19 protein-coding genes are annotated in these 22,491 nt (G+C 64.7%); 11 read left to right on the plus strand and 8 right to left on the minus strand.

What is annotated here, in order from left to right; translation table 11 throughout:
* Positions 1–104: 104 nt before the first annotated feature.
* Genes LB559_RS16775 through LB559_RS16785 form a run of 3 tightly spaced genes read left to right on the plus strand, consistent with a single transcriptional unit; the run spans position 105 to position 5,316 of the window.
* Entirely contained in the window at positions 105–4,217 is a 4,113-nt protein-coding gene (locus LB559_RS16775; protein WP_224674537.1) for a Pls/PosA family non-ribosomal peptide synthetase, read from the plus strand.
* The gene (locus LB559_RS16780; protein WP_224674538.1) at positions 4,214–4,663 is read left to right on the plus strand and encodes a GNAT family N-acetyltransferase; all 450 of its coding nucleotides are present in this window, start codon (positions 4,214–4,216) and stop codon (positions 4,661–4,663) included. The genes LB559_RS16775 and LB559_RS16780 overlap by 4 nt, the downstream gene beginning before the upstream one ends.
* 47 nt (positions 4,664–4,710) lie before the next feature.
* Positions 4,711–5,316 (plus strand): 4'-phosphopantetheinyl transferase, encoded by a 606-nt coding sequence (locus LB559_RS16785; RefSeq protein ID WP_224674539.1) that lies wholly within the window; start codon positions 4,711–4,713, stop codon positions 5,314–5,316.
* Between the two features lie 9 nt (positions 5,317–5,325).
* Here LB559_RS16785 and LB559_RS16790 read toward each other — a convergent pair whose 3' ends face one another.
* Entirely contained in the window at positions 5,326–6,438 is a 1,113-nt protein-coding gene (locus LB559_RS16790; RefSeq protein ID WP_224674540.1) for a KamA family radical SAM protein, read from the minus strand.
* Between the two features lie 159 nt (positions 6,439–6,597).
* Here LB559_RS16790 and LB559_RS16795 point away from each other — a divergent pair, with 159 nt between their 5' ends.
* Positions 6,598–7,533: a hypothetical protein gene (locus tag LB559_RS16795; RefSeq protein WP_224674541.1), complete on the plus strand. Its 936-nt coding sequence runs from the start codon at positions 6,598–6,600 to the stop codon at positions 7,531–7,533.
* A gap of 28 nt (positions 7,534–7,561) precedes the next feature.
* On the opposite strand, the gene LB559_RS16800 is transcribed toward LB559_RS16795, so the two are convergent.
* From LB559_RS16800 to LB559_RS16810, 3 genes are all read right to left on the minus strand, one after another.
* A complete protein-coding gene (locus LB559_RS16800; RefSeq protein WP_224674542.1) occupies positions 7,562–9,118 on the minus strand; it encodes a serine hydrolase in 1,557 nt (518 codons plus the stop codon).
* A gap of 141 nt (positions 9,119–9,259) precedes the next feature.
* Positions 9,260–10,150 (minus strand): NmrA family NAD(P)-binding protein, encoded by an 891-nt coding sequence (locus LB559_RS16805; RefSeq protein ID WP_224674543.1) that lies wholly within the window; start codon positions 10,148–10,150, stop codon positions 9,260–9,262.
* Positions 10,147–10,329 (minus strand): DUF1127 domain-containing protein, encoded by a 183-nt coding sequence (locus LB559_RS16810; protein ID WP_224674544.1) that lies wholly within the window; start codon positions 10,327–10,329, stop codon positions 10,147–10,149. The genes LB559_RS16805 and LB559_RS16810 overlap by 4 nt, the downstream gene beginning before the upstream one ends.
* 217 nt (positions 10,330–10,546) lie before the next feature.
* On the opposite strand from LB559_RS16810, the gene LB559_RS16815 reads away from it, so the two are divergent.
* Positions 10,547–11,458, plus strand: coding sequence for a transcriptional regulator GcvA (locus LB559_RS16815; protein WP_224674545.1), 912 nt, complete (start codon positions 10,547–10,549; stop codon positions 11,456–11,458).
* 52 nt (positions 11,459–11,510) lie between these two features.
* Here LB559_RS16815 and LB559_RS16820 read toward each other — a convergent pair whose 3' ends face one another.
* Together LB559_RS16820 and LB559_RS16825 are read right to left on the minus strand one after the other, a co-directional pair.
* Complete coding sequence (locus LB559_RS16820) at positions 11,511–11,723, minus strand: tautomerase family protein (protein ID WP_013530653.1); 213 nt, start codon at positions 11,721–11,723, stop codon at positions 11,511–11,513.
* Between the two features lie 69 nt (positions 11,724–11,792).
* On the minus strand, positions 11,793–12,530 hold the full coding sequence (locus tag LB559_RS16825; RefSeq protein ID WP_013530652.1) for an SDR family oxidoreductase: 738 nt from the start codon (positions 12,528–12,530) through the stop codon (positions 11,793–11,795).
* Between the two features lie 103 nt (positions 12,531–12,633).
* Between LB559_RS16825 and LB559_RS16830 the strand changes: the two genes are divergently transcribed.
* On the plus strand, positions 12,634–13,527 hold the full coding sequence (locus tag LB559_RS16830; RefSeq protein ID WP_224674546.1) for a LysR family transcriptional regulator: 894 nt from the start codon (positions 12,634–12,636) through the stop codon (positions 13,525–13,527).
* A 23-nt stretch (positions 13,528–13,550) separates the two neighbouring features.
* On the opposite strand, the gene LB559_RS16835 is transcribed toward LB559_RS16830, so the two are convergent.
* Complete coding sequence (locus tag LB559_RS16835) at positions 13,551–14,777, minus strand: flavin-dependent oxidoreductase (protein ID WP_224674547.1); 1,227 nt, start codon at positions 14,775–14,777, stop codon at positions 13,551–13,553.
* Between the two features lie 243 nt (positions 14,778–15,020).
* On the opposite strand from LB559_RS16835, the gene LB559_RS16840 reads away from it, so the two are divergent.
* From LB559_RS16840 to LB559_RS16860, 5 genes are all read left to right on the plus strand, one after another.
* Positions 15,021–15,998 carry a GlxA family transcriptional regulator gene (locus LB559_RS16840; RefSeq protein WP_164753802.1) on the plus strand — a complete coding sequence of 326 codons (978 nt, stop codon included), beginning with the start codon at positions 15,021–15,023 and terminating at the stop codon, positions 15,996–15,998.
* Between the two features lie 230 nt (positions 15,999–16,228).
* Positions 16,229–17,089, plus strand: a complete 861-nt coding sequence (locus LB559_RS16845) for an FAD binding domain-containing protein (protein WP_224674548.1) — start codon at positions 16,229–16,231, stop codon at positions 17,087–17,089.
* A complete protein-coding gene (locus tag LB559_RS16850) occupies positions 17,089–17,565 on the plus strand; it encodes a (2Fe-2S)-binding protein (RefSeq protein ID WP_013530647.1) in 477 nt (158 codons plus the stop codon). Before LB559_RS16845 ends, LB559_RS16850 begins: the two co-directional genes overlap by 1 nt.
* Position 17,566: 1 nt before the next feature.
* On the plus strand, positions 17,567–19,837 hold the full coding sequence (locus LB559_RS16855) for a xanthine dehydrogenase family protein molybdopterin-binding subunit (RefSeq protein ID WP_224674549.1): 2,271 nt from the start codon (positions 17,567–17,569) through the stop codon (positions 19,835–19,837).
* Positions 19,825–20,070 (plus strand): MoaD/ThiS family protein, encoded by a 246-nt coding sequence (locus tag LB559_RS16860; protein WP_024501711.1) that lies wholly within the window; start codon positions 19,825–19,827, stop codon positions 20,068–20,070. Before LB559_RS16855 ends, LB559_RS16860 begins: the two co-directional genes overlap by 13 nt.
* 277 nt (positions 20,071–20,347) lie before the next feature.
* On the opposite strand, the gene LB559_RS16865 is transcribed toward LB559_RS16860, so the two are convergent.
* Positions 20,348–22,405 (minus strand): TRAP transporter permease, encoded by a 2,058-nt coding sequence (locus LB559_RS16865; RefSeq protein ID WP_224674550.1) that lies wholly within the window; start codon positions 22,403–22,405, stop codon positions 20,348–20,350.
* Positions 22,406–22,491 lie beyond the last annotated feature (86 nt).

The following is a 22,491-nucleotide window of genomic DNA, read 5'->3' on the forward strand; positions in this document are numbered from 1 at the left end:
TTCAACAGTTCGGAAAAACTGCCGAAAAGATCGGATGGCATAAGCATCCCACAACAACTGGAAAAATGGCCGTGCCGGGCAATGCCCGGCCTGGACGGGAAAGTATGGAAATGGATCACGGTGTCGATATCGCCGAACTGGACGCGGAACGATCGGGGCTGGAAAGCGGCCCGGCAGGTGTCGATGCGCTGGTAAGAACGGCCCCCGCGACAGCCAGGCGCGGGCAAATCCTGACGGGCGCCGACTTTGCCCGCCAAGGCTTGCCCGGCGAGCGGCTCGACACCGTCTTCGAACAGCTTGCCGAGATGTTCGCAGCGCTGCCGGCGGTGATCTCCGATGGGCGTGTCTGGACCTATCGTGAGCTGGACAGGCGGGCCAACCAGTTCGCCCGCCTGCTGGTCAAGCGCGGCGTGAAGCCGGGCGACCGCATCGGGCTCATCCTCGACCGCTCGGCGGAGACCTATGTCGCGCTGCTCGCCGTGATGAAGGCGGGCGCTGCCTTCGTGCCGCTGGCGACCGCCTTTCCCGAGGAGCGGATGGCGCTCATCATCGAAGACGCCGGCGTCAGCCTGATCGTCACCATCGCCGCCTATGCGTCGCGCGCCGGCCAACTGCCGGTCCCGCATCTGCTGATCGACAGCACTGCTGCCGAAATCACCAAACAGCCCGACGCGCCGCTGCAGCCGCATGCGAAGGCCGCTTCAGCGGACGACACCTGCTACATCCTCTACACGTCGGGCACCACCGGCAAGCCCAAGGGCGTCGTCATCAAGCACCAGAGTTTCGTCAATTTCATCCGCGTCGCCGCCGCCTCCTACGGCTACCGGCCGGGCGACCGCGTCTACCAGGGCATGACGATCGCCTTCGACTTTTCCTCCGAAGAGATCTGGGTGCCGTTCGTCGCCGGCGCGACCGTGGTGCCCGCTCCTGGCCAGATGCCGCTGGTGGGCGAGGAACTCGCCGATTTCCTGCGGCTCCATGACATCACCTGCATCGCCTGCAGCCCGACGCTGCTGTCGTCGATGACATCGGATGTGCCCAGCCTGCGCACGCTGCTGGTCGGCGGCGAGGCCTGTCCGCACAATCTGGTGGTGCGCTGGTCGAAGCCGGGGCGGCAGATCCTGAACACCTATGGCCCGACCGAGGCGACCGTCACCGCCACCATGGGCGCGCTGACGCCGGACAGTCCCGTCACCATCGGCGCGCCGCTGCCGACCTACTCGATCGTCATCCTCGACGCTTCGCTGCCGCAGCTTGCCGAGCCGGGCGAACTGGGCGAGATCGGCATCGCCGGCATCGGGCTCGCGGTCGGCTATCTCAACCGGCCCGACCTGACCGAACAGAAATTCATCGCCGATTTCGTCGGCCTGCCGAACAACCCGTCCAAGCGCATCTACCGCACCGGCGACCTTGGCCGCATCAACGACCAAAGCGAGATCGAGTATAACGGCCGCATCGACACCCAGGTGAAGATCCGCGGCTACCGCATCGAGCTCGGCGAGATCGAGGCGGTGCTGCTCGACCAGCCCGAGATCGCGCAAGCCGCCGTCACCACCTGGGAGATCGAGCCCGGCCGCGTCGAACTCGTCGCCTATTTCGCAGCGAAGGCCGGCCAGACGGCGATCTCGCGCGCGGACCTCGCCAGGACGATGAAGCGGCGGCTGCCGGACTACATGGTGCCCTCCTATCTCGAGGAGCTGCCGGCGATCCCGATGACCGTTTCCAACAAGGTGGATTTGCGCCAGCTGCCGAAGCCGACAAGCGTGCGGCTTTCGGGCGATCGCGCCATGGTCGCGCCCGCCAATGACGACGAGCGTTTCCTGGCCGACGCGCTGGCCGCAGTGCTGAAATTCGACGAAGTGTCCGTCGAGGACAATTTCTTCGACGATCTCGGCGCCAACTCGCTGCTGATGGCGCATTTCTGCGCCCGTGTGCGCACCAGGAAGGAATGGGCGACGGCGTCGATGCGCGACATCTATCTCCACCCGACCGTGGCGCGGCTGGCGCTGCATCTGGGCGTAGTGGACGAGATGACGACGGCCACCAACGAGCCCGTCCTCACGCGGCGGGCCTCCAATCTTGCCTATTGGACCTGCGGCGCCGCACAGCTGATGTTCTACGGGCTCTACAGCTATGGCGCCCTGTGGGCGATCAATGGTGGTCTCAACTGGATGTACGACGCGCTCGACGATCCGCTGCAGCTCTACATCAGGTGCGTGGCGCTTTCGGCCGCCGTGTTCTTCGGCATGTCGGGCTTTGCCGTCCTCGCCAAATGGGTGCTCGTCGGCCGCTGGAAGGCGGAGGCGTTTCCCATCTGGGGCGTGCGTTACTTCCGCTTCTGGGTGGTCAAGACGTTGATCCGCACCGCGCCCGTCGTGCTGTTCCGCGGCAGCCCGCTCTACAGCATCTACCTGCAGCTTCTCGGCACCAGGCTCGGCAAAAACGCCGTCATCGAATCGAAATCCGTGCCCGTCTGCACCGATCTCATCTCGATCGGCGCCAACACCATCCTGCGCAAGGAATCGATGATCCTCGGTTTCCGGGCGCAGTCCGGCTATATCCACACCGGGCCGCTGACCATCGGCCGCGACGCCTTTGTCGGCGTCGGCTCGACGCTCGACATCGACACCAGGATCGGCGACGGCGCCCAGCTCGGCCATTCGTCCTCGCTGCACCGCGGCCAAAGCATCCCCGACGGCGAACGCTGGCATGGCTCGCCGGCCGTGCCAACCACGGCCGACTATTGCAAGGTGCGCAATGTCGATCCGTCCAACATCCGGCGCTTCCTGTTCGAAGCGGTTCAGCTGATCGGCCTGTTTGCCATCGTCACCCCCTTGCCGCTCCTGTTCCACAGCTATTGGGAAAATGTCGGCGACGACTACCAGGAAACCATCGGCGTCGTCGCGATCGGCACCACGGTCACGCTGTTCGGCTACATGGCCGCATCCTTCCTGGCGGCGACGCTGGTGCCGCGCCTGGTCAGCCTGCTGTTGAAGCCCGGCCGCACCTACACGCTGTACGGCTTCCGCTACTGGCTGCAGACCGTCGCTGAATTCTCCAGCAACTCGCGCGTGCTCGGCCTGCTGGCCGGCGACAGCTCGGCCATCGTGCACTACATGCGAGCGATCGGCTGGAACCTCAACAAGGTGGTGCAGACCGGCTCCAATTTCGGCTCCAACCAGCAGCACGAAAACCCGCTTCTGTGCGAGATCGGCACCGAGACCATGGTGTCGGACGGGCTGTTCATGATCAACATGCACAAATCCGCCGCCGCCTTCAGGCTCGAGCCGACGAGGATCGGCGAGCGCAACTATCTCGGCAACAACATCTACTATCCGCCGGACGGCCGCACCGGCGACAACGTCCTGCTCGGCACCAAGGTGATGATCCCCATCGACGGGCCGCTGCGCGAGAATGTCGGGCTTCTGGGTTCGCCTGCCTTTGAAATCCCGCGCATGGTGAACCGCGACAAGGAACTCATCGCCGGCATCGATGAGGACGACCGGCGCCGGCGCATCCCGTTGAAGAACCGCCACAATCTGGTGACGATCCTGCTGTTCGTGGCAACGCAATGGGTCATGCTGTTCGCCACGCTGGCTATCTGGGACCGGGCGCTGAACTACTACACCGAATGGGCTGAAGTCGCACTGTTCGTCGCCGTGCTGCTGACCTCGGCGATCACCATTCCGTTCTACATCTTCGTGGAACGGGCAAGTCTTGGTTTCGGCAGGCTGAAGCCGCAGATGACGACGATCTATGACGTGGCGTTCTGGCGTCATGAACGCCACTGGAAGCTGGCGGATTCGCCGATCGTGCGGCTGTTCGCCGGCACGCCATTCCGGCCGATGATCCTGCGCATGCTGGGCGTCAGGATCGGCAGCCGTGTCTATGACGGCGGCAGCAATCTGACAGAACGCTCGCTGGTGGAGATCGGCGACGACGCCACCCTCAACGAGGGCTGCGTCATCCAGGCCCATTCGCTGGAGGAAGGCGCCTTCAAGTCCGACTTCATCCGCATCGGCAAGGGCTGCACGCTCGGACCCTCCGCCTTTGTCCACTACGGCGTCGTCATGGGCGAAGGCTCGGTGGTCGATGTCGACTCCTTCGTCATGAAGGGCGAAGAGCTGGAGCCCAACTCGATCTGGCGTGGCAACCCGGCCAAGCTGCATCGCTTCGTCGAGCCGATCACCGAGTCCTCGGCCAAGGCATCGGCTTGAACACCGAGGACATCCGTCTCGTTGCCGTGACCAGGGCCAACCGCGCCCTGGTCGCGGCCCTGGAACTGGCTCCGGAGCAGAGGGATTTCCTCGCCAGCAATTCGGAGTCCCTCGAAGAAGCCGAAACCGACGAAGGCGCGCGGCCGCGCGCCATCATGGCCGGGACCCGTGTCGTCGGTTTCCTGATGTACGATGCGTCGGACAACGAGGCGCTGGTCTACCGCTTCATGATCGACCGCGCCCACCAGGGCAAAGGCTATGGCAAGGCCGCATTGCGCGCCTTGCTCGACGAGATCGGTAATCTCGACCATATCAGGGAGGTTTCGATCTGCTACGAGCCCGAGAACGAGGCCGCGCGCCACCTCTATCGCGCAGCCGGCTTCGTGGAACAAGGCATCGACGAGGACGGAGAAATGATCGCCGTCCTGCCGATGGTCGATCGTTGACGCCGCCCGCTGCGAATTCATCGGAGGAAACGACCCTGCTGGAGGCTATGGCCGCGATCGCGCCGAGCGGTGTCCGGATCGGATGCCGCCTGATCGGCGAAGGCGATGAAGCCCATCTGCTGCCTGGGGAAGCGCATTCCATCCCCGCGCGCCAGCCTGGCATGCGGCGCGCCAGCGGCGCGGCCCGGTGGATCGCGCACGGACTGCTGGCGGAGCTTGGCGTCGGCGACGCCGCCATCCTGCGCACGCCGTCCGGCGCGCCTGTCTGGCCCGAGGGAATAATGGGTTCGCTCGCGCACGACGACGACATGGCGGTAGCGGCGGTTGCACCGGTTGGCGATATCGCCTCGCTCGGCATCGACGTCGAGCCCGCGCAGCCTCTCCCGGATGACATTTTGGCGCTCGTGACAACACCCGCGGACCGCACCGACGCAGCCGACCGGCATCTTGCCGGCCGCATCCTCTTTGCCGCCAAGGAAGCCGTCTACAAGGCCGTCTATCCGCTCGATCGCGAGGTGCTGGGCTATGAGGACATCACCGTCGACCTGAACGCAGGCCGCGCGACGACGAAGACAGGCCGCAAGGCCAGGCTCGCCTACTGCGTTGTCCCGCGCGTGGTGGTGCTGGCGTTTATCGAGAAAGACAGGGGTTAGCGCGCAGCCCTATTCGCCAACGATCTCGGTATACGCCCTCACCTCGCCATCGAGCCCGCGCAGCCGCCAGTTCTCGCCGTCCCGTCCCTCGACATGGCAAGGCCCGATCGGCACCTTGCCGCCGCCTTCCGGCAGGTCGAGCACATAGACGGGGTTGCAGATGCCCGACAGTCGCGCGCGCAGCGCTTCGGTCAGCGCCTGCCCCTGCGCAATCGTCGTGCGCCGGTGCGCCATGCCGCGCGCGAGGTCGCCATGGTGCAGGTAATAGGGTTTGACGCCGAGGCGATACATCAGCTCGCGGCAGAGCTCCTCCAGCGCCTCGACGCTGTCGTTGACGCCTTTGAGCAGAACGCTCTGGTTGAGCAGCACGAAGCCGGCTTGCCGCAGCGTGCGGCAGGCGGTTTCCGTGGCCTGAGTGATTTCCCGCGCGTGGTTGAAATGGGTGACGATGGTGACCATCAGCCGGCCCTGCAGGGCCGCAACCAGCCCCGGCGTGATGCGCGACGGCAGCGCCACCGGGACGCGCGTGTGGAGGCGCAGCAGCCGCACATGCGCGATCGCCTCGATGCGCGCGCGGATTTCGGCCAGTGCCTTGTCGGGCAGCGACAGCGGATCGCCACCGGTCAGGATCACCTCGCGGATTTCGGGATGCTTGGCGATATAGGCCAGCGCCGGCTCCAGCGCCTCGCGCGTATAGCCCCTGCCGATCGAGGTCAGAGATTCCTTGCGGAAGCAGAACCGGCAATAGACCGCGCATTGATAGGTCGGGAACAACAGCACCCGGTCGGCATGGCGATGCGTCAAGCGAGGCACCGGGCTGAAGTCATGGTCGGCGATCGGATCGTCGAGTTCGCCTTCCGCTTCCTCCAGTTCTTGCGGAGAGGGGATGACCTGCGCCCGGATCGGATCAGCCGGGTTGTTCCAGTCGATCAGGTCGAGATAGGCTTTGGGCGCGCGCACCTTATGGTTCGCCGCCGCGGCCTGGGCGGCTGCGCGCTCGGCTGACGACAGCGGGAGGCGGTCAAGGTCGCGGACGTGGCGCACCCCGGCGCGGACGTCCGCCTGCCAGGCGGTGTCAGGATCGGCGGAGCGTGCATCGTGGAGGTTCGTGTCTGAAGTCATCAGGGTTCTCGGGGCAGTTTCTGGCGGAGCTATCGGCCGGATGGCCAGGCGGGTCAACCTTCTGGGGTGGTCGCCGCCATCAAATCCACCGCCTGCAAATCCGTAGGTATTTAGCCAAAATGGCACTATTCTGCGCAGTCTGGGCTTCAGGGAAAACGAATGGATTTCAGCACAGGCCATGGTTACCTGCTCATCGGCGGCCTCATCCTCGTCGGTACTGGGCTGCTCATCCTGTCGCTGATCGTCAATCTGCGCGTCGCCCACAGTGTGCGCGACGACGTGCGTCATCGCGAAAAGCTGCTGGAATACTACCGTAACATCTTCTCGCAGTTGGGCGTGATCCTGATCGGCATCGGCGTGTCGCTGTTCATCTTCTTTTTCCAGCAGAATTACCAAGACCAGCGCAGACGCGAAACGGATCTCCAGCAGGTTCTGGCCAAGCTGGCGGCGCGCATCGCTCGCGGCGCTCCCCTCGTCGAGTCACTTGGCGAATTCGACGCGCTGCTGGATGACGGCGGGGCCTACGTTAGTCCCGAACTTGGTGGAACCAACGCCGCCATCGGCGCGCAGGGAGCGGAGCTTGGCAAGCAGATCCGCGAAATCCTGCTGGTTGAGCGCGACGTCGACATCCGGGACTTCGACATCCTCAACCTGTCGCGCGATTTCGAGTCGTCGTTCGTCGTCAACCAGCTCGATCCGACGCTATGGTTCGACATCGTGCGCGACGAGAGCGAGATCAAATATGCCATCACCCAACTCACCCTCGACTACAAGGACCTGCAGGATGCGATCGGCGGCGAGCCGATCGAGGTTGCGATCGCCAATCCTGAAACCGAGCGCAAGATCAAGCACGAGGTGCTCGACATCTTCTACGATGCCGACCTCTTGCGCCAGCGCAGCAGGCGATTTCTCGGCCGTGCGTGCTGGCTTCTCAGCCACGGACGCAGCTTTGTCAGTCTTGCACCGGTCGACGCGATCGAAGCCGACGCGAGGTCACATCAGGAATGGATCGACAGATCGAAGCCCTTGCTGGCACAGACGAAATCGGGCAACGGCGATTGCTTCAAACTGCTCCGATACGGCCCGGCATCCTGACTCCTGGCGGGACCGGTCGATTTGGAAGTCAGTCCCCCACACGTTGCAGCGTGCCGAGATGATTGTCGTCGAGAAAACCTACAGTCATGGCCGACGCCTTGCCGTCAGCGCCCACCACGAAACTTACACCCGAGGGGCTGTCCGGCGTCTCCGCGTCGGGGAAGGTCAGGAAAAGATCACCGTCGAAATGCCTCAATGAATAGGACCGGCCGGCGGCCGGGCCTACCTTGAGTACAAGGTCGTCTCCCGCTTTCGACACAATCGCGTCGCCGATGAAGTCGTTGGCGTACCGGCCAGCATAGACACTGCCCGGCCCGGCTCGCCGTGACGGAGACGGCGGCGCGGCATAGGCGGCCTTGGCCGCCGCGACCGCCGGACCGAACAGGCCCGCATAGATATCATTCCACGCCTTGACCCAGTCCTTCTCGACCTTACCGTCGAAGACGAGATCGGCGAAGCTGTCGGACAATCCCTCCGGCAGGCCAGTCGGAAAGGCGTTGGCGACGATGACTATGCCCAGCTTCTCCTTTGGGAAGACTGTCACCAGGGTACGCGCGCCGATGCTGAAAGCGCCGGCGTGGCCCCAGCTCAGGCCGTGTCGGCCGAATTCGACATTCCAGCCGAGGCCGTAGAACGATGCGCCGCCGGAGACGGGGTTGTTGCCGCGCGCTATCAGCGGAACATGCGTCTGGCTTAGCGCATCGGCGGCAATCAGTGTCTTGCCGGCATAAACGCCGTTGTGGAGGATGAGGCGCACCCATTGCGAGAGGTCACGTGCCGTAGAGCTGACGCCGCCGGCGGGCGCCTGCGCATCCGGATCGCGCTCTATCCTCGCTGCCCAGGCGCCATCGACCTTGACGTGAAGCGCGGCGCGGTTGGTTCGCTTGACGAAGTCCGAATGGCGGGAACTCGTGGAGGCCATGCCCAGCGGACGGTAGAGCTTCTCCTCGGCGACCTGCTCCCAGGGCTTTCCCGTCGGTGTCGCGGCTGCCACGGCACCCTCTGTCAATCCGAAATTGCTGTAAGAATACCCGGCCCGAAAGCTCGACGATGGCGGCACGAACCGCAGGCGATGCAGGATCTCGACGCGGTCGTAGCCAATGTCCTCGAGGTCGTCTCCGGCGGTGCCTGGAAGCCCGCTGCGATGCGAAAACAGGTCACGGACGGTGAGCTGGCTTGCCGGATAAGGATCGGCCAACCTGAAGGCCGGATCGAGATCGGCGATCTTCGAATCCCAGGACACGATCCTGTCGCTAACCAACGCCGCTACGACGGTGGCGGAAATCGGCTTGGAAAGGGAGGCGATCTGGAACACCGTGTCGGCGTCGACGGTCTCAGGCTTGCCGGCCTCGCGATGCCCAAAACCCTTGAGGAAGATCACCTCGTCATCGCGCACGACGCCGATGGCGAGCCCGGGCACGGCACCGTCCGCGACGGCGGCTTCGGCAAGCGCTTCGAGCTTCGACAGGGCAGCAGTGATGCGCTCGGGCGTGAGGGTATCGGCCGGCGCCGCGTGCGGCCAAAGCGCCATTGCGGCGATGAAGACCCAAACCCTCCACTGACAGAGATTCCGATTCAGCCGCATGCACAAGCCTCCTCCCAGGAATTCACATGACCATGATACAGGCCCGCACGGGTGAGGCCAGCCCTTCTCGGGCGGCTCACGCCGCGAGCCGGATTCATCGGCCGCGCCGACGACGTCAGCTTCAGCGCCGCGCTCCTGTTCCTACCGCCCAGCGGCGTCCGCCATCGCAACAAAGGCGCTCTCGATGGTCTCGAAAGCCAGCTCCGGATACAGCACCCCGGCTTCCGGCGTGGCCGTCTCGAGCGCGGTCTCGCCGCGTATCCAGAATGCCCGCAGCAGTCCAAGCCAGGGGGCTGACGCGATCATCGCCTCAAGCTCCGCCGCACTCTGAGGCACGATGCGCGGCGAGCGGCCGCTCACCCGGCGCCACAGATCGATCATTTCGTTCTGGGTGATCTTGTTTCGGGCGATGCGGATCTCGCTGCGGTTGGCCTTGGGATCGTTCAACGCGCGCAAGGTGACGGCGGCGATGTCCTTCTCGCTGACAAACGTCGCCGGCACATCGCCACCGCCATAAAGCGTCACCTCATCGGGCGGCAAGGGCGACGAGCCAAAGCGCATCAGATCGCCCAGCGTCGCCACCCAGGTCGAAAAGAAGCCGTTGGTGTAGATCACCGTGTAGGGCAGATCGGCTTGCCTGATCGCGTCGAACACGCCTCGCTTGAGATCGAGCGGCGGGATCGAGCCCGGGGCGGCGGCGGCGAAGTCGAGGCCGAAGCCGGCGGAAGGCACATAGCGGGAAACGCCGGCATCCCTCAGCGCCCGCACCAGCGTCATCTCGCTGGCCGAATGCACATGCACCGAGCTGATGACGCGGTCCACCGCACTGGCGGCGCGGACAAGGCTGTCATAGTCGTCGAGATCGCCGACGTGGATTTTGGCGCCGAGCTCCTTCAGCGGGCGCAGCCGCTCTTCATTGCCGGGTGTTGCCGGACGAACCAGAACGTGCAGGCGATCGCCATTGCGGACGCTGGCTTTCGCCATCTCGCTGCCCAGCAGCCCCGTCGCGCCGATGATCAGGGTGCTGGTCATATCGACCTCCCGTTGGGCAGGATGGAGCCGTCCCAGTCGCGCTCGAATCCGATGTCGTGCAAGCGATGGTTCGAGAAGCGTGAAACTTGGCGCAGCATCCGGCGGCGCTCGACGACTGCAGAGGCTCTGAGTGCAAGACCGCTCGTCGCGGCGCTGATGGATTCGAGAATCGGTTTCATGGTTCGTCTCCTGTGGTTCAGTAGGCGCAAGCGTGCCGACGCCGTCCGCAAGGGGACAAGCATGACGATTGCTCACACTGTTTCTGGTCGTTCAGCGCAGCGGCGAGATGGGAAAGCCGATCAATATCCGCTGCTACCCCTATAGATTGGACATTTCCGGGCTGGACGACAAACGACTCTTTGTGCAGGATTTGTGAGCAACACTCACAGGTGGACCATGCCGCGCAGACTACCGCCCCTCACTGCCCTGCCCGCCTTCGAGGCTGCCGCCAGGCATCTGAGCTTCTCCAAGGCTGCGGGTGAGCTCAACGTCACCCATGGCGCGGTCAGCCGCGCCATCCGCAACATCGAGGACAGGCTCGGCATCCAGCTTTTCGATCGGGGAACGAGGTCCGTGCGCCTGACGTCGGTCGGCGCGGCCTACGCATCGGAAGTCAGGACGGCGCTGGACCAGATCGCCGCCGCCACCATCGCCGCCACGCCCGACCGCACGGCAGGCATCCTGAATGTCAGCACATCGGACGGTTTTGCCGGCCGCTGGCTGGTGCCGAGGCTGCATCGCTTCCACCGCGCAAACGCCGACATCGACGTGCGGCTGTCGACCTCGGGCGTGCTTTCCGATTTCGTCAGCGACGGCATCGACATCGCCATCCGCTATGGCAAGGGCGGCTATACCGGCGTGACGGCGGAGTTTCTCGCTGACGAAGAGGTCTTCCCGGTCTGCAGCCCGGAACTGCTGCAAGGCGAACATCCGCTGCGCCAGCCCGGGGATCTCCGGCATCACAAGCTGATCCACGACGCCTTTCGCATCGACTGGGCAACATGGCTACAACAGGCCGGCGTGGACGGCATCGATCCCAAGCGCGGCGTGCGCTTCGATTCCGCCACCTTCGCCGTCGAAGCCGCGGTGCATGGCGAAGGCGTGTTGCTCGGCCGAAGCGCGCTGGTCTCGGCCGACCTCGCTGCGGGGCGGCTGGTTCGTCCCTTCGATCTCACGCTGAAATCCGCCTCGCGCTACTACGTCGTCTACCGTGACGGCGCGCTGCGCCAGAAAAAGATTAAGGCGTTCCGCGACTGGCTATTTGCCGAAGTGGCCGCCGACTGGGTCGGTGCGACGAAGGATGGCTGATGCGGCAAGGGTTCAATTTGTGAAAGGCGCCTCTTCGAGGTCTAGCCCTGCACTACTCCTTCGCGCGAAAAACTTCCGGCACGACGAACACTTCGTCGGCCCGGCCATAGCCTCCGTCGGCGACCTCCTCGACCAGCACCATCGTGTAGGGGCGTACGCCCTCACCGAAAAAGTCGACGAACATCGCGGTCGTCCGATGGATGAGGTCTTCCTTCTGCGCTTTGGAGAGGGCCGCTTGCGGTAGCTTGATGTTGGCGAATGGCATGATGTTTCCTTAGCTTTTCGAGTGTGGAAGTCAGGCAGTCAGGAGAGCCAAGCCGGCCTGGTTGCCGCCTCAGACCACGCCGCCATTGGCGCGGATGATTTGCCCGTTGACCCAGAAGCTGTCCGGACCGGCCAGGAACGAGACCAGCCCGGCAATGTCGTCGGGCTGGCCGAGCCGGCCGAGCGGGATCATCTTGCCGATGGCCTCGATCTGCGCCTCGCTCTTGCCGTCCGTGAACAGCGCGGTCTCGATCGGTCCGGGCGCCACCGCGTTGACGGTGACACGGCGCGCGCCAAGCTCCTTGGCCAGGATGTGGGTCATCGCCTCGACACCCGCCTTTGTGGCGGCGTAAACGCCGTAGCCCGACTGGTAGAGACCGACGACGCTGCTGGAAAAATTGACCATGCGGCCGCCGTCGCGAAGCCGGCGCGCACCTTCCCGCATGCCGCGAAACACGCCGCCGAGATTGATCGCGATCTGGGTGTCGAACGAAGCATCGTCGGTCTGCGCGATCGGCGAAATCTTCATGATGCCGGCATTGTTGACGAGGATGTCGATGCCGCCGAACGCCTTCTCGCCGGCGTCGAACAGCACGGCGATGCCGTTCGGATTGGCGATATCGGCCTGCACGGCGATCGCCCTGCCGCCGCCGGTCTCGATCGCGCGGACCAGTTCTTCGGCCTCCGCGCGGCCCCGTGCATAGTTGACGACAACGGCGACGCCGTCACGGGCGAGCCGCTGTGCGATGGCGGCGCCGATGCCTTTGGAGGCGCCGGTCACGATGGCGGTTCTGGTTTGATTTGTCATCGAAGTCTCTCCGCGTTGTTGGTGACACGGATATAGGCCAAGCCGAATTCCGGATAATCATCCACCCATTGACATCACTATTCGGGAACTGCGAACAAAGAGCATGGATCGGCTGGACACGATGCGGCTCTTTGTTCGCGTTCTGGAGCGGCGCAGCTTCACCGCTGCCGCGGCCGATCTCGGCCTGCCGCGCTCAACCGCGACGGAAGCCATCCGGCGGCTGGAGGAGCATCTCGGCGCGCGGCTGCTGGAACGAACGACGCGGCAGGTGAACGCCACCCAGGATGGTGAAGCCTACTATCGGCGCTGCCTGTCGATCCTGGCCGAGATCGAGGATGCCGAGGCCGCCTTCCGCAACGCCGAGCCTTTCGGCCTGCTGCGCATCGACGCCAGCACGCTGCTCACCCGCACATTCCTGTTGCCGCGCCTGCCGGAGTTTCTCGACCGCTATCCCCGCATCGACCTGCAGATCGGCCAGAGCGACCGGCTGGTCGATCTCGTGCGTGAAGGCGTGGACTGCGTGATCCGCGTCGGCGAGCCGCCCGACAGCGGCATGATCATGCGGCGGCTCGCGATGATCCACGAGATCACCTGCGCCAGCCCTGCCTATCTCGAGCGCCACGGCACGCCCGCCTCCCCCGATGCGCTCGATGGTCACCAGGCGGTGGGCTTTGTCTCGTCGCGCACCGGAGAGACCCTTCCGTTCGAATTCACTGTCGCCGGCAATATCCGTGAGGTGCGGCTGCCCGGCCGCGTCGCCGCCAACAATTCCGATACCGCCGCCGACCTGGCGCGGCTTGGCCTCGGCCTCATCCAGGCGCCGCGCTATCGCTTCGAGAAGGATCTTGCCGATGGGACGCTGGTCGAGGTGCTGGCCGACTACCCGCCATCGCCGACGCCGCTGTCGGCGCTCTACCCGCAGAACCGTCAGCTCTCGCCGCGCCTTCGCGTCTTCCTCGACTGGGCCTCACGCATCTTCGCCGAGGCAAACCTGTAGGCTGCAAAACGCGCCACTCGCGATCAACTCGGTTTTGCAAACCCGGCCAGGGACGCATAGCCGCGTACCACGCTCTTGCGTTCTTCGCGCGAAGCGACGGCGTCGATGTCATCAAACCCATGCGGCGCCCGGGCCTCGACCATGTCTATGACCGCTTCCGGCCCGCCTTGCCGATTGGCCAGCACGATGGCCGATGTGGCCGGCCGCCGCTCCCCGTCATACCGTGTTAGCGCGGCTTCGACGGTCGGTCCTGCGGCCAGATGCATCGCAAGGCAACCAGCGTCGAGTATTGCCTGGCTGGCTCCGTTCGACCCCACCGGGTACATGGGATGCGCCGCATCGCCGAGCAGCGTCACCCGCCCGAACGACCATCGTGGCAGCGGGTCGCGGTCGCAGTTCGGATATTCGTAGAAGCCATCCGTTGCCTGGATGATCGAGGCGGGGTCGACAAAATCAAGCTGAAACCGGTCACGCACGAAGGGCAGCACATCGTCGATCATGCCCGGGCGGCTCCAGTCGCCGGGACGCAGCGGTGATGAGCCGCTATCGCCGGTATTGGCCATTACCGCCCAGTTCGTCAGCCTGGTCTCTTCGCGATCCGGCTCGATCGGATAATAGACGAACTTGGCGAAATTGCCGCCGGCAACCGCCATGGTGCGCCCGTCGCGCCAGACCGGCCACGGCGTGGCGCCGCGCCACAGCATCGTGCCGTTCCAGATCGGCGGCCCTTCTTCGGGATAGAGCACGGCCCTGACGGCGGAATGGATCCCGTCGGCGCCTATGAGCAGGTCGCCATGGGCCTCGCCACGCGAGCCGTCATGCCGGCGGAAATGCGCCACGACCTCGCCCTCGTTCTGCTCGAAAGCATCGACACGGCTTGCCGTGCTGATGACGTCGCCGCCAAGCCTGTTCACCACGGCCCGGTGAATCAGCCCCAGCAGCCTGCCGCGATGAATGCTGATTTGCGGAACCTCATAGCCGGCATCGATGCCCCGCAATTCCTGCCATACGATCTGGCCGAAGCGGTTGGTGTAGACAAGCTCGCGTGTCCTCACCCCCTCCGCGTCGAGCGCCGGCATCAGCCCAAGCCCGGCCAGCGCCTTGACAGCGTGAGGCAGCATGTTGATGCCGACGCCAAGTTCGCGGATGTCGTCGGCCCGCTCGAAAAGTTCGACCTCGATGCCTGCCTCATGCAGGAACAGAGCAGTGGTGAGGCCGCCGATACCGGCCCCGGCGATCAATGCTTTCATCAGTCACTCCCTTGCCGTGAAAAGTCCCCCCGAGACGGCCACATCTTCGCGTCGCCACGGCGATGCGCGTGGCCGGGGATATTCGAGTTGCATGGCGACGAAGTCTGCCGTGCGGGCACCATGGCGGGCAGCGATGGCACGCAGCGTTTCGTCCAGGACTTTTGCCGGTCTCCAGATGGCTTGACGACGAGGCTACCGGCGTTAGGTTTCGTCCGAAATGACATAAATCGGGCGAATACTGCCATGCGCAGGCACGTTGCCGTCGTCGTTCACCCCGGTTTCCAGCTTCTGGATGCGGCCGGGCCGACAACCGTCTTCGAGATTGCGGAGCGCTGCCGCCCGGACAGCTATGAGTTGGTTTTGCTGTCGCCCGGCGGCGGCGACGTTGAAAGCTCCTCTGGCCTGAAGCTTCTCACCAGACCTCTGCGCGACGGCCCTTTCGACACCGTCATCGTATCGGGCGGCGAAATCATCCGTTCCATCGAGGCGATGGAAGAGATCGTCGCCTGGTTGAGGCGGGTGCCGGCGCGGCGCACCACCAGCGTCTGCACCGGCGCGTACCTGCTGGCACGGGCGGGATTGCTCGACGGCCGCCGCGCCACCACGCACTGGGCCAGCAGTCACGACTTCCACCGCCGCTACCCGAAGGTCAGGCTGGATGCCGAGCGTATTTTCATCAGGGATGGCGACATCTGGACGTCGGCCGGCATCTCGGCCGGAATAGACCTGGCGCTTGCCCTCGTCGAAGATGACCTTGGCGCTGAAGTGGCGCGCCGCACCGCACAGCAGATCGTCATGCACCAGCGCCGGCCGGGCGGCCAGTCGCAATTCTCGGCCTTCGTCGAGTTGGGCGGGCGAACCGGCCGCTTCGCCGCGCTGATCGAGTGGGTGCGGGCAAACCTGGCCGAACCGCTGACCGTCGAATGCCTGGCCGATCACGCGGCCATGAGTCCCCGCAACTTCGCCCGCGCCTTCACGTCCGAGACCGGCGTCACGCCGGCAAAGGCGGTAGAGCGCATGCGCCTCGAGACGGCCCGCACGGCGATCGAGACCAGCCATCTCCCGCTTGAGCGCATCGCCGAAGCCGCCGGTTTTGGCGATCCCGGACGCATGCGGCGTGCCTTCCTGCGTACCCTTGGCCAGCCGCCGCAGGCGTTTCGGACGGCCGCCGAACACAGGGGGCTTCAGTGGGGCAGCCAAGCAGCGGCTCTGCCGGCTTAAACGCCGTTCCGGTCCAAAAGCGGACAAAACCGAATGAGCGCACTTGATCCAGACCGAAGTTTCACGAAAATCATTCCAAAGCCGGTTGCTGCCATTCAGTGCGCCACTTTCGGCCTGTTGGACTGGATATTGCGGCGCCTGGCCCAATCGCCGCAGATGACGAACCGGATAGCCATTATGAGGAGACTGTTTATAACGGTCGCTGAAATCGCGATGACCAAGGGGAGACGATGCGCTACATACGTCCGCTTTCAATAGAAGATGCCGTTGGCCAGTTGGCCGGGTCGGCTGGTACGGCCGCCATCCTCGCCGGAGGCAGCGACCTCCTGGTCAGGATGAAGGGCGGCTTTGCCGAACCAGAGTTGATCGTCGACATCAAGGCGATCGATGGCTTGAGCGAGATCCGGGAGACGGCTGAAGGCTTCAGCATCGGCGCCGCGGTCCCTTGCGCCGTCCTGGGAGAGAACACCGCCCTCAAGAAGGCATGGCCTGGTGTCGTCGAGGCGGCCAAGCTGATCGGCTCCAAGCAGGTGCAGGGCCGCTGCACCATCGTGGGCAATCTCTGCAACGCCTCGCCGGCTGCCGACAGCGTGCCGGCGCTGGTTGCCGCCGGCGCCAGGGCAGTGGTCGTCGGGCCGGCGGGCCGGCGCACGATCCCCGTACAGAGCGTACCGACCGCGCCGGGCAAGACGTCGCTGGCCAAAGGCGAGATCATCGAGACGATCCTGCTCGACAAGCGCGAGCCGCGGTCTGGCGATGCCTATCTGCGTTTCATTCCACGCACCGAGATGGACATCGCGGTGGTCAGCGCCGGGGTGAACCTGACGCTCGACGAGCACGGTGTCGTCAAATCGGCCCGCGTGGCGCTGGGCGCCGTGGCGGCGACGGTGCTTCTGGTCGAAGAGGCCGCGGAGGTGCTCGTCGGCTCCAGGCTGGACGAGGCGACGCTGGAGCGGCTCGCCAAGGTCTGTGCGGGCGCCTGCCGTCCCATCGACGACAAGCGCGGCACTATCGAATTCAGACGAAAAGTTGCGGGTGTGCTGGCCCAGCGGGCTGCCACATCAGCCTATGCACGTGCAGGAGGCAAATGATGGCTGGAATTGCAGTTTCAACGACAATCAACGGCGATGCTGTCGAGTATCTGTGCCAGCCCGACGAGACACTGCTCGACGTCCTGCGCGATCGGCTGGGGCTGACGGGCGCCAAGGAAGGCTGCGGCACCGGCGACTGCGGCGCCTGCTCGATCATCCTCGATGACCGGTTGGTGTGCTCATGCCTGGTGCTCGGCGCCGAGGCTGAAGGCCGTCGCGTCGAGACCATCGAGGGCATGGCGCATGGCGATACGCTGCACCCGCTGCAGCAGAAATTCCTCGAGCACGCCGCATTGCAATGCGGCATCTGCACGCCGGGCTTCCTGATCGCGGCCAAGGACCTCCTGGCCAAGAACCCCGACCCGACCGAGGAGGAAATCCGCTTCGGCCTTGCCGGGAACCTCTGCCGCTGCACCGGTTACGACAAGATCGTGCGCGCCGTCCAGGATGCGGCCATCGTGATGAAGGGAGCCTGAGATGAATTTCGATCCACGTTTTTCCGGACGTAAATTCGCCTCCGTCGGCACACGTCCGATCCGTCCCGACGGCATCGACAAGGTGACGGGCCGCGCGCGCTACGGCGCCGACTTCAACATGGCCGGCCAGCTGGTCGGGCGCGTTCTGAGAAGCCCGCACGCCCACGCCAGGATCGTCAAGATCGACACGTCGAAAGCGGAAAAGCTCGCCGGCGTCAAGGCGGTGATCACCGCGGCCGACCTGCCGGACCTCACCGATGGCGATGCCGCCATGTACGACGTCCTCGACAATTGCATGGCGCGCACGAAGGCGCTCTATGACGGCCACGCGGTGGCCGCTGTCGCGGCGATCGATGCCCGCACCGCCAGGCAGGCGCTGAAGCTCATCGAGATCGAGTACGAGCTTTTGCCGCACGTCACCGATGTCGACGAGGCGGCGAAGCACACGGCGCCCTTGATCAATGATGCCATCTTCACCGAGGGCCTTGAGGAAAAGCCGGTAAAACCCTCCAACGTCACCAAGCGCAGCCAGTTTGGCCATGGCGATGTCCATCAGGGTTTCGGGCAGGCCGACTTCATCGTCGAGCGCTCCTTCAAGACCGAGCAGACGCACCAGGGCTATATCGAGCCGCATGCCTGCGTGGCGAATTTCAGCTCCGACGGCACCGCCGACCTCTGGGTGTGCACGCAGGGCCATTTCGTCTACCGCCAGCACTGCGCCCAGTTGCTTGGCATGGAAGCCTCGAAACTGCGCGTCACCTCCTCGGAGATCGGCGGCGGTTTTGGCGGCAAGACCCATGTCTGGGCCGAGCCGGTGGCGCTGGCGCTGTCGCGCAAGGCAGGACGGCCGGTGAAGCTGGTGATGACCCGCGACGAGGTGTTCCGCGCCTCGGGCCCGACCAGCGCCACCTCGATCGACGTTAAGATCGGCGCCCGCAAGGACGGCACGATCACCGCCGCCGAAGCGACGCTGCGCTACAGCTGCGGCCCGTATGCCGGCTCCTGGGCCGAGATCGGCGCCATGACCGCGTTCGCCTGCTACAAGCTCGATAACGTCAAGACGGTCGGCTACGAAGTGCTGGTCAACCGGCCGAAGACCGCGGCCTATCGCGCGCCCTCGGCGCCGATGGCGGCGTTCGCGGTGGAAAGCGCTGTCGACGAACTGGCCAAGAAGATCGGCATGGATCCGGTCGACTTCCGGATCAGGAACGCCGCGCAGGAAGGCACACGGTCCTCCTACGGTCCGGTCTACGGCCCGATCGGCATCGGCCCGACGCTCGAGGCGGTGAAGAGCCATCCGCACATGAAGGCGCCGCTGGGCAAGAACCAGGGCCGCGGCATGGCTTGCGGCTTCTGGTTCAACTTCGGCGGCCAGACCTGCACCGACCTCAACATCGGCATGGACGGCTCGGTCTCGCTTGCCGTCGGCACAGTCGACGTCGGTGGCTCCCGCGCGTCGCTGTCGCTGGTGGCGGCGGAGGAACTGGGCATCGACTATTCTCAGGTCAAGGCGATCGTCGCCGACACGTCCAGCCTCGGCTACAACGACATGACGGACGGCAGCCGCGGCACCTTCTCCTCTTCCATGGCAACGATCTCGGCCGCTCGCAACGCGATCAAGATCCTGCGCGAGCGCGCCGCGCAGATGTGGGACATTGCCGTCGACGACGTGGTCTGGGAAAAGGGCCACGCGATCGCCAAGGGCGAGAAGCACGGCAATCTCGGCAAGCTGTCGCTGAAGGAGATCGCGGTCGAGTCGGGCAAGACCGGCGGGCCGATCGCCGGCCACAGCGAGCTCGTCGCCGATGGCGCCGGCGTCTCCTTCGCCACCCATATCTGCGATATCGAGGTCGATCCCGATACCGGGGCCGCCAGAGTCATCCGCTACACGGTCGTGCAGGACGCCGGCAAGGCGGTGCACCCGACCTATGTCGAGGGACAGTACCAGGGGGGCGCCGCGCAAGGCATCGGCTGGGCGCTCAACGAGGAGTATATCTACGGCAAGGACGGGCGGCTGCAGAACGCCGGCTTCCTCGATTACCGCATCCCGGTCTGCTCGGACCTGCCGATGATCGACACCCAGATCCTCGAGATCCCCAACCCTAACCACCCTTACGGGGTGCGCGGCGTCGGCGAGACGTCGATCGTGCCGCCGCTGGCGGCGATCGCCAATGCGGTGTCGAACGCCGCGGGCGTGCGCATGACGCACATCCCGATGTCGCCGCCGCGCATCCTGGCGGCGATCGAGGCGGAACGGGAATGGTCGAAGTAACGCTCTGGGGCTCGCTCGCCGCGACCGCCGGAGGCAACAGCAAGGTCGAGATCGAGGCCAAGGACATAAGGGAGCTGTTCAGGAAGCTGGCTGAACAGTATCCCGGCCTCGAGCCCTTGATCGACAAGGGCATCGCCGTTGCGATCGACGGGACGATCTATAGGGATACGTGGTCGAAAAAGCTGCCGGAGGGGGCGGAGATTTTTTTGCTGCCGCGGCTGGCGGGGGGATAGGCGGACACATGGCAGGGTAAAAGGTGCACTGTCACCGTAATTCTAAAAAGTACACTGTCACTGACCGGGAGGAGGGTCTGATTTGCGCCTCATGCCGGTCATCGCCACGGTCATCGCCTCTTCTCACGAGCGGACATCTTCGCGACTAGGCTGAAGCTCGCTCGGCGCCGAGAACCCGCAGCGGAATGTCGATGGTCCGCCCTCTCATCTTTCCGTCCGCCCACCGCATATGCGCGACGTCGAAACTCCGGGAAGGATTGCGTTGGAGCGGCGCTGATCAGACTGGTTGCGCCTCTTCAGTGTGGCGTGCGTTCCAATGGCGCAGCAGGACCGGGACCAAAAGCGCCACGCCGAGTAGCGAGGAATAGAGTTCGGGTGCCACCAGAAGCAGGGCGGCGAACACGAGCAGCACGTTTTCCCATGGGCGTGTGCGCACCAGAAGATAGCGCGATAGCGCGGCGCCCAGGCAGGTGATGCCCAGCACGCAGCCGAAAAAGGCGAGGAAGAAGTTCGGCCAGGTGAAATCCTTCGTCACCAGCAGCAGGGACGGTGAGAAGACGAACACGAAAGGAACCAGTGCCTTACCCATCCCCAGCCGGAAGGCGGTGTTGCCGGTCTTGAACGGGTCCGCCCCCGCCATGCCAGCGGCGGCGTACGCCGCCAGCGCCACCGGTGGCGTGATGTCCGCCAGCAGTCCGTAATAGAACACGAAGAAGTGAGCGACGATCGGCTCGGTGCCGAGCATGACAAGCGCCGGCGCCGCGATCGTCACCATAATGATGTAGTTCGCGGTCGTCGGGATGCCGCAGCCCATCAGGATGCAGACGACGCCAGTCATGATCAAGGTGAACAATAGGGTCAGGCCCTGGGCCGAGAAGATCGCCTCGGGGATGAAGGTGCCGAAGAGAAGGGAAAGGTGTCCGGCCGTCGATGTGACGATGTAGGACAGCTTGAAGCCCACTCCGGTCAGGGTGACGACGCCCACGACGATGCCGACGGTTGCGGCGGCGGCTCCGACTGCGAGCGCATATTTGGCGCCGTCGCGCAGACACGTCACGATGTCGGCGACCGACATGCGCCGGCGCGGATTGAGCAAGCCGACGAGAATACACAAGGTGATGCCCCAGAAGGCGGCCATGTAGGGCGTGTAGCCCGAGAGCAGCACGCCGATGAGAACGACGAGCGGGATGATCGTCGGCCAGTCCCGCTTCAGCGCCTCGACGACATCGGGCATCTCGTCCGGCCTGAGCCCCCTGAGGCCGGTTCGCTTGGCCTCGAAATGCACCTGCATGAACACGCCAAAGAAGTGCATGAAGGCGGGCACGATGGCGGCAAGGATGATGGTCGTGTAGGGCAGTTCGAGAAATTCGATCATCAGGAAGGCCGCTGCGCCCATGATCGGCGGCGTCACCTGACCGCCGGTCGAGGACGCCGCTTCCACCGCTGCGGCGAAATGTTTCTTGTAGCCGAGCTTGATCATCGCCGGGATGGTCAGCGAGCCGACGGTAACGGTGTTGGCGACCGACGAGCCGGAAATCATGCCGAACAGCGCCGAGCCGAAGATCGACACCTTGGCGGGACCGCCGGCGTAGCGGCCGGCGACCCACGCCGCGCAGTCGAGGAAGAGCTGGCCGAGGCCAATGCGGGTGGCGAAGACGCCGAACAGCACGAAGTGGAAGACGTAGGTGGCGACGACGCCGAGCGCGATGCCGTAGATGCCCTGCGTCGTCAGATAAAGGTGATCGACAAGCTGGGAGACGGACGCGCCGGGGTGCACCAGAATGCTCGGCATGTACCGCCCCAACAGCGCGTAGGCCATGAAGACGACGGCGATGATGGGCAGCGGGATGCCGACGGAGCGGCGCGTCGCCTCCAGCAGAAGCAGGATGAGGATAAGGCCGAACACCACGTCGAGCGCCGTGGGATTGCCGACGCGGAAGGCAAGGTCGTCGAGCGGGATCATAGGCACGTGCATGACGACGACGACCGCAGCGATCGCCAGCAGCCAGTCGAAAAGGGGTATGCCGAGCGGCCGCAGGAGGCTGGACCGCGCGGGCTGGTCGTAGCTTTTCTTCACCAGCGGGAAGACGAGGAAGATCAGCGCCAGCACCATCGACAGGTGGATGCCCCGGTGCAGCATTTCTTGCAGCAGGCCGAAACCGGCGGTGTAGTAGTGAAACAGTGACAGCGCCACCAGGAGGAAGCCGACCAGCCAGCCCGCGACACGGGTCAGTGGCCGGAAGCGGATTTCGGAGTCGAATTTCTCCTCCAGTTCGCGAGCGTTCTCCTCATCGAACTCCATTGCGGAAAGCTTGATCTTGTCGTCATCGCTCATGGCCGGTTCCGTGTCCTGAATTTCCAGACAAAAGAGGCGGAAAGCATCCCTTCCGCCTCGTTGTTGTCAGCCGGTCCAAATGGCTC

The organism is Mesorhizobium sp. BR1-1-3 (assembly GCF_020165455.1).
Taxonomy (GTDB): Bacteria; Pseudomonadota; Alphaproteobacteria; order Rhizobiales; family Rhizobiaceae; genus Mesorhizobium; species Mesorhizobium ciceri.

What these genes read in the sequence shown, in the direction of transcription:
- LB559_RS16775 (WP_224674537.1), top strand. Translation starts at nt 105, where the DNA reads ATGGAAATGGATCACGGTGTCGATATCGCCGAACTGGACGCGGAACGA.
- LB559_RS16785 (WP_224674539.1), top strand. Translation starts at nt 4,711, where the DNA reads ATGGCCGCGATCGCGCCGAGCGGTGTCCGGATCGGATGCCGCCTGATC.
- LB559_RS16790 (WP_224674540.1), bottom strand. Translation starts at nt 6,438, where the DNA reads ATGACTTCAGACACGAACCTCCACGATGCACGCTCCGCCGATCCTGAC.
- LB559_RS16795 (WP_224674541.1), top strand. Translation starts at nt 6,598, where the DNA reads ATGGATTTCAGCACAGGCCATGGTTACCTGCTCATCGGCGGCCTCATC.
- LB559_RS16800 (WP_224674542.1), bottom strand. Translation starts at nt 9,118, where the DNA reads ATGCGGCTGAATCGGAATCTCTGTCAGTGGAGGGTTTGGGTCTTCATC.
- LB559_RS16805 (WP_224674543.1), bottom strand. Translation starts at nt 10,150, where the DNA reads ATGACCAGCACCCTGATCATCGGCGCGACGGGGCTGCTGGGCAGCGAG.
- LB559_RS16810 (WP_224674544.1), bottom strand. Translation starts at nt 10,329, where the DNA reads ATGAAACCGATTCTCGAATCCATCAGCGCCGCGACGAGCGGTCTTGCA.
- LB559_RS16815 (WP_224674545.1), top strand. Translation starts at nt 10,547, where the DNA reads ATGCCGCGCAGACTACCGCCCCTCACTGCCCTGCCCGCCTTCGAGGCT.
- LB559_RS16820 (WP_013530653.1), bottom strand. Translation starts at nt 11,723, where the DNA reads ATGCCATTCGCCAACATCAAGCTACCGCAAGCGGCCCTCTCCAAAGCG.
- LB559_RS16825 (WP_013530652.1), bottom strand. Translation starts at nt 12,530, where the DNA reads ATGACAAATCAAACCAGAACCGCCATCGTGACCGGCGCCTCCAAAGGC.
- LB559_RS16830 (WP_224674546.1), top strand. Translation starts at nt 12,634, where the DNA reads ATGGATCGGCTGGACACGATGCGGCTCTTTGTTCGCGTTCTGGAGCGG.
- LB559_RS16835 (WP_224674547.1), bottom strand. Translation starts at nt 14,777, where the DNA reads ATGAAAGCATTGATCGCCGGGGCCGGTATCGGCGGCCTCACCACTGCT.
- LB559_RS16840 (WP_164753802.1), top strand. Translation starts at nt 15,021, where the DNA reads ATGCGCAGGCACGTTGCCGTCGTCGTTCACCCCGGTTTCCAGCTTCTG.
- LB559_RS16845 (WP_224674548.1), top strand. Translation starts at nt 16,229, where the DNA reads ATGCGCTACATACGTCCGCTTTCAATAGAAGATGCCGTTGGCCAGTTG.
- LB559_RS16850 (WP_013530647.1), top strand. Translation starts at nt 17,089, where the DNA reads ATGGCTGGAATTGCAGTTTCAACGACAATCAACGGCGATGCTGTCGAG.
- LB559_RS16855 (WP_224674549.1), top strand. Translation starts at nt 17,567, where the DNA reads ATGAATTTCGATCCACGTTTTTCCGGACGTAAATTCGCCTCCGTCGGC.
- LB559_RS16860 (WP_024501711.1), top strand. Translation starts at nt 19,825, where the DNA reads ATGGTCGAAGTAACGCTCTGGGGCTCGCTCGCCGCGACCGCCGGAGGC.
- LB559_RS16865 (WP_224674550.1), bottom strand. Translation starts at nt 22,405, where the DNA reads ATGAGCGATGACGACAAGATCAAGCTTTCCGCAATGGAGTTCGATGAG.